The sequence below is a fragment of the Kocuria sp. KRD140 genome, assembly GCF_017168375.1.
Lineage (GTDB): Bacteria > Actinomycetota > Actinomycetes > Actinomycetales > Micrococcaceae > Kocuria > Kocuria marina.
Window position 1 is genome coordinate 1 of the sequence record NZ_JABFAW010000013.1, and the last position, 4,824, is coordinate 4,824.

General features: G+C 68.6%; 5 protein-coding genes and 1 pseudogene. 4 read left to right on the forward strand and 2 right to left on the reverse strand.

Annotated elements, in window-relative coordinates; translation table 11 throughout:
• Window positions 1-206 precede the first annotated feature (206 nt).
• The 3 genes from J1M36_RS12140 (at window position 207) to J1M36_RS12150 (ending at window position 2,067) form a co-directional block, all read left to right on the forward strand.
• Window positions 207-872 carry a hypothetical protein gene (locus J1M36_RS12140; RefSeq protein ID WP_064847259.1) on the forward strand — a complete coding sequence of 222 codons (666 nt, stop codon included), beginning with the start codon at window positions 207-209 and terminating at the stop codon, window positions 870-872.
• 151 nt (window positions 873-1,023) lie between these two features.
• Window positions 1,024-1,596: a hypothetical protein gene (locus tag J1M36_RS12145; protein WP_064847258.1), complete on the forward strand. Its 573-nt coding sequence runs from the start codon at window positions 1,024-1,026 to the stop codon at window positions 1,594-1,596.
• A gap of 135 nt (window positions 1,597-1,731) precedes the next feature.
• Entirely contained in the window at window positions 1,732-2,067 is a 336-nt protein-coding gene (locus J1M36_RS12150) for an ImmA/IrrE family metallo-endopeptidase (RefSeq protein ID WP_342358350.1), read from the forward strand.
• On the opposite strand, the pseudogene J1M36_RS12155 reads toward J1M36_RS12150, so the two are convergent.
• Together J1M36_RS12155 and J1M36_RS12160 are read right to left on the reverse strand one after the other, a co-directional pair.
• Window positions 2,025-2,225 (reverse strand): annotated as a pseudogene (locus tag J1M36_RS12155) (integrase core domain-containing protein); the annotation flags it as partial. The gene J1M36_RS12150 and the pseudogene J1M36_RS12155 sit on opposite strands and share 43 nt — an antisense overlap.
• A 242-nt stretch (window positions 2,226-2,467) precedes the next feature.
• Window positions 2,468-3,412, reverse strand: coding sequence for an alpha/beta fold hydrolase (locus J1M36_RS12160; protein WP_035964342.1), 945 nt, complete (start codon window positions 3,410-3,412; stop codon window positions 2,468-2,470).
• Window positions 3,413-4,004: 592 nt separating this feature from the next.
• Here J1M36_RS12160 and J1M36_RS12165 point away from each other — a divergent pair.
• Window positions 4,005-4,376: a hypothetical protein gene (locus J1M36_RS12165; RefSeq protein WP_013350234.1), complete on the forward strand. Its 372-nt coding sequence runs from the start codon at window positions 4,005-4,007 to the stop codon at window positions 4,374-4,376.
• Window positions 4,377-4,824: the final 448 nt, after the last annotated feature.

Sequence of the window (4,824 nt, forward strand, 5' to 3'; positions counted from 1 at the left end):
GCCATGAACGTGGCTTCGCGCCGTTAGTGAGGCACCTCGTGACACCCTTTCGTCGTGGTTACAAGTGAACTGTAAAGCGTTTGTCATCCACTCGTCCAGCCCTTACCCGTGCCGCCGCGTAAACTCGCCTTAGTTCGGAAACCACTTTTATTTTGATGGATCTGGGCGTAGGGCACCAATAACAGCAATCTCGCCAGGATGGACCCATGACGAAGCAACCCCGAACCCTGCGCGACGTCGCACTGGCCGCCAAGGCCCGGCACGACGGCGCCGGCGGACGAGGCCTCGCCAAGGTGGCCGGCAAGCACGGCCACACGATCAGCTACGGAACCATCGACTCCATCCTGGCAGGCACCTACACCCGCAAGCCCAGCGTGAAGACCTTGCGGGCGTTGGCCTACCTCTCCGACCTTCCCGAGCGACAGGTGCTCGGGATCGCAGGAATGCGAGCGCCGAGCAACGGGCTGGCGGAGCAGCTGCCGGAGGGTGTGGACGAGTTGGGTCCGGAAGAGCGGCAGATGTTGATCGACATGGCGCGTGGGTTGATTCGTCAGGCGCGGCGGGAGCAGAAGCTCGTCGTGGCACTACGAGAAGCGACTGAGAGGCTCAGCCATGAACGCGACACCGAGGACCACGAGCAGGAACCGGGGACGGAAGCGGGCGGCGCGCAGTCGACGCAACAGACCCCCATTACCCGCGCCGGGGTGAGCTCGGCAGCAGAGCCCGCAAGCGCGGGCCGGCATCTGGCTCCTGTACCCAATGAGGCCGCACTGGCGGCCGATGATGCCCCGAGCGAGGGGCGTGCGCGTCGGGCTGCCCAGGATGAGGCTGGGGAGGCCGGCCAGGACGACGGGCACTGGGGCGACCTGTAGGGCGTCCTGTAATGTCGCGGCTCACTTGGGCGCGGCGGCTGTTGGCCCAGGCTTTTCCCAGGTAATTTAGTGTGCACATGCAACCACATGGCTTGTGGTTGCCCCCATTCACTGCGCGAGTGCGCGCGGATCCAGGCATTGGAGAACCCCCATGAGCACCCCCACCAACGGTCCCGATGGTTACCCCCAGGGCCCGGTCAATGGAGCACCCCAGCAGGGCTACCCGCAGCAGCAGCCCCCGAAGAAGCGTAAGAAGTGGCCGTGGGTCGTGGGCATCCTCGCGTTGCTTGCGCTGCTGTTGTTCGGCGGCTGCGCGGTCCTAATCGGCGGGGCTCTGAATGCCGCCGACGAGGCAACGAATGACCCGAGCCCCGCGGTTGCCCAGCCCACCGCCGAGGCGGGCACCCCGGCGGCCACGGATCCCGCGGCCACGCAGGCCGGCAAGACTGTCACGTTGCGCGCGACGTCGTCCAGCGATGGGATGGTGGCCTTCGGTAACAGTTCGACACAGAGCAGCCAGAACTTCTCCGGTGAATGGTCCAAGGACCTCACCCTCGAGGACTGGGTGGATGCTGCAACCCTGTCCGTCACCTCAGCCACAATGGGCGGCGACAACGCAGTGACCTGCGAGATCATCTACAACGGCAAGGTCGTCGTGAAGAATGACAGCAGCGGCGACATGTCCTCCGCTTCATGCACCGCGACGAGTGCCGAGCTGAAGTAACAACCCGCCCCCCAGAGCGGCAGCGATGGCCCCGCACCGTAATGGTGCGGGGCCATCTTTGTGCCTGTCGCCCGCCCACCGTAGATTCGAATACATGTCGATCCCTGGGCTTCGGTGATTGAGCCAGGCATCGACGTGCACACGATCCCCCTCGAGCGCCTCTCGGGCTGCACAGACGGCACGACGATCTGGCTCGACACCCATCTGACGACCACCGAGCGACGCTGCACGCTCACACACGAACTTGTGCACATCACCCGCGGACACACCGGCCACCAACCGCCGGCCGTCGAGGCCGCGGTGCGCGAGGAGACCGCGCGCCTGCTCGTTCCCTGGGCGGCTCTGCACGCCAGTCGCGGCGCGCAGCTCGAGATTTGGCACCTCGTCCAAGAGCTCGGCGTCACCCCCGGGTGCTTGGGCCGCCCCCTTCATTCGGTCCGGTCGCTGTGCGAGTCGTCGGTTTCCGATTGATGGGTGCATTGCCGAGCGTAGTCGACGGGTGCGAGGTAGCCGAGCGATGAATGCCGGCGGTCGTGGTTGTATTCGGTCTTCCAGTCGCCGATCACGACCTGGGCGTGGAGCAGCGAGTAGAAGCTGTTGATGTTCAGGCACTCGTCGCGGAGCCTGCTCTCGGCATCCTCGCCTTCACTTCGGCGAGGTCACCCGTGGCCAGGCCTCTCGCCCTCGCTGCGCCACCGGCGACATCCTCCGCTTCGCGAGGTCACCATGGACGAGCCCCTCGCTGGGCGACGCGTGCGTCCCGTCATGGCCTGAGACCTCACATCACCGACGGGGCCCTGCCGAGAGACGATCCTCACGGCAGGGCCCCGTCACGGTGCTTGGGCGCGAGCGGCCGGGTGCGCCTCGGGGGTCAGGCGTCGTCCCGCCCGGCGGCGCGGTGGACGAACTCGATGAGGGAGTTCTCCATCTCGGCGCGGGTCTCGGGCTCGTTGTGAACCTCGTGGCGGACGTCGGGGTAGATGTGGAGTTCGACGTCGTGGCCCTTCTCCTCCAGGCGCCGGGCGACCTCGCGCGCACCCTCGCCGTAGTTGGTCACCGGGTCCTCCGCGCCCGCGAAGATCGCGACGGGAACCTGCGGAAGGCGGTCGAAGAAGTCGTCGCCGTTGGCCTGGTCGTACACGTCGACGAAGCCCTGCAGGAACCGGTTGCTCAAGGGGGCGCCGAAGTTGTTGAAGGGGTCGCGGCCGTGATCACGGACGACGTCCGCGTTGCGCGCCACCCAGTCCGTCGGGCCGAAGTCCGGGCCGAGGCGGTCGTAGAAGCCGTCGAACAGCTGGCCCACCAACGCATCCGCAGCGGGGGCGGAACCGTCGGCCGCCACGGCAGCCTTCAGGGCCTCGCGATCCAGCGTCGACTCGACACCGCGCATGCCCACGGCGATACCGCCCAGCGCGAGCCCGTCGACCTCGACACCCGGCTGCAGCACCAGCGCCCGCGCGATCATCGACCCCAGGCTGTGGCCGAACACCACGTACGGCAGGTCGGGGAACAGCTCCTTGGCCTTCCGGTACAGCGTCACCTCGTCCTGCACGATGACCGTCGCCGACTCGTCACCGGCGTCACCCCACGTCCCCGACTGCATCGCCGTCCGACCGTGACCCGCGTGATCGTCCGCGACCACGACGAACCCCGCATCCACCAGCGCGGCCGTCATGTGCAGGTACCGGCGGGAGTGCTCGCCGAGACCGTGGATGAGCTGGACCACCGCCACCGGCGTGACCGCCGGTTCGTACACCCAGGCCTGGATGGTGTCGGTGCCGTTGTGCGACGTGAACTCGAGTTCGCGCAGAGCCATGCTGACCTCCTCGTCATGCCCCTCGGGCGGGGAGCTCGACGGTATGACCCTACCGTACCTGCCGACAACGGGATGTCCGGCCCCCGACCTCCGTCGCCCACTCGCGGAACTCCCTGTCGCGGGCGCTGAGAGCGGCAGGTACGCGCCCAGCCCGTCCCGAGAGCCGCGTGACCGGGTCCGGACCCGGCGGCCCGGCAGGGTCACCCCCGGTGGGGGGGCCGCGTCCCGCCCGGATCATGCCTGCCGGCCCGCCCCGTGGCACTTCGGACGCTCTGTGCCGGCGCCGGGCGTGCCCGTCCACGCCCGGACGGCCCGCAGAACGTGGACCAGGCCTCGGCATCGCGGCTAAGGAAGGTGAGGCCGGGGTCGATCAGACAGGCGACACGGGACATCACATGGAGAAACGGCGTCCCCGCTCCGGTGCTGCGTGTACCCGACGACGGCCCCCCGGCCGACGAGCCCGGCGCCGACGACCTCGGTCCCAGCGATCACGCCGCGGCCCACGTCGCCCGCGACTACGGTGCCCGCGCCGACGACGCGCCCCACGACCACGCCCACCACGCGCCCGACGACCCGTCCGAGCGTCCCCGCAGTGAAGGCGGTGCAGCGCACCTTCCAGGTGGACCGGTACATGCCCAAGACCGCGGCTCAGGCCCGGGTCGTGGCGCGCCTCGACGACGACGGCGTGCTGCGTTACCGCGAGGACCGCGCCCTCTGGGGCGCGAACAACTGGCAGTTCGTGACGGTGCGGGTGCCCGCCGACGCGAGCAAGGCGCAGGTCATGGCCGTGATCAACGCCAAGACGTCCTCGCGTGTGGGTGACGTGCACACCGGTTCGCGCCTGCGTTCCATCACGCGTGGTCGCTCGGTGACGATCGCGTGGGAGCTCGGCAAGGGCGCCCGCCCCACCTCCGCCTGGGGTGCGAACAAGTCCGTCAACCAGATGTTCTTCGCCCGCTCCTGAGCGACCACAGGTGGGCGTGGCCATCACCACCACGCCCACCTGTGGCGGGCCTGCATCGCCGAGCCCGGCCGAGCGACGCGTCACCCTTGCGAGGGTGGCGCCGTCGCCGCATGTCGGCTCCGCCCCTCGGGGGTGAGTCCGGGACCGGCGCCCTCATGGGTCGAATCACTCGGCCCGGCCATCGAATTCGGCGGCAGCCTCTCGGTGATCCTGGGACCCGCGCGGTGTTGCGGGGCGGCCTGGCACCTCTTCTCCGCGTCGTGCAGCAGCGTCCCTTCGCGTGAGAACACTGTGAACGTTCCCCGAGATGCCGGGGGAGGCTGGGCCGCCCCCTTCATTCGGTCCGGTCGCTGTGCGAGTCGTCGGTTTCCGATTGATGGGTGCATTGCCGAGCGTAGTCGACGGGTGCGAGGTAGCCGAGCGATGAATGCCGGCGGTCGTGGTTGTA

What these genes read in the sequence shown, in the direction of transcription:
- J1M36_RS12160 (WP_035964342.1), bottom strand. Translation starts at nt 3,412, where the DNA reads ATGGCTCTGCGCGAACTCGAGTTCACGTCGCACAACGGCACCGACACC.
- J1M36_RS12145 (WP_064847258.1), top strand. Translation starts at nt 1,024, where the DNA reads ATGAGCACCCCCACCAACGGTCCCGATGGTTACCCCCAGGGCCCGGTC.
- J1M36_RS12140 (WP_064847259.1), top strand. Translation starts at nt 207, where the DNA reads ATGACGAAGCAACCCCGAACCCTGCGCGACGTCGCACTGGCCGCCAAG.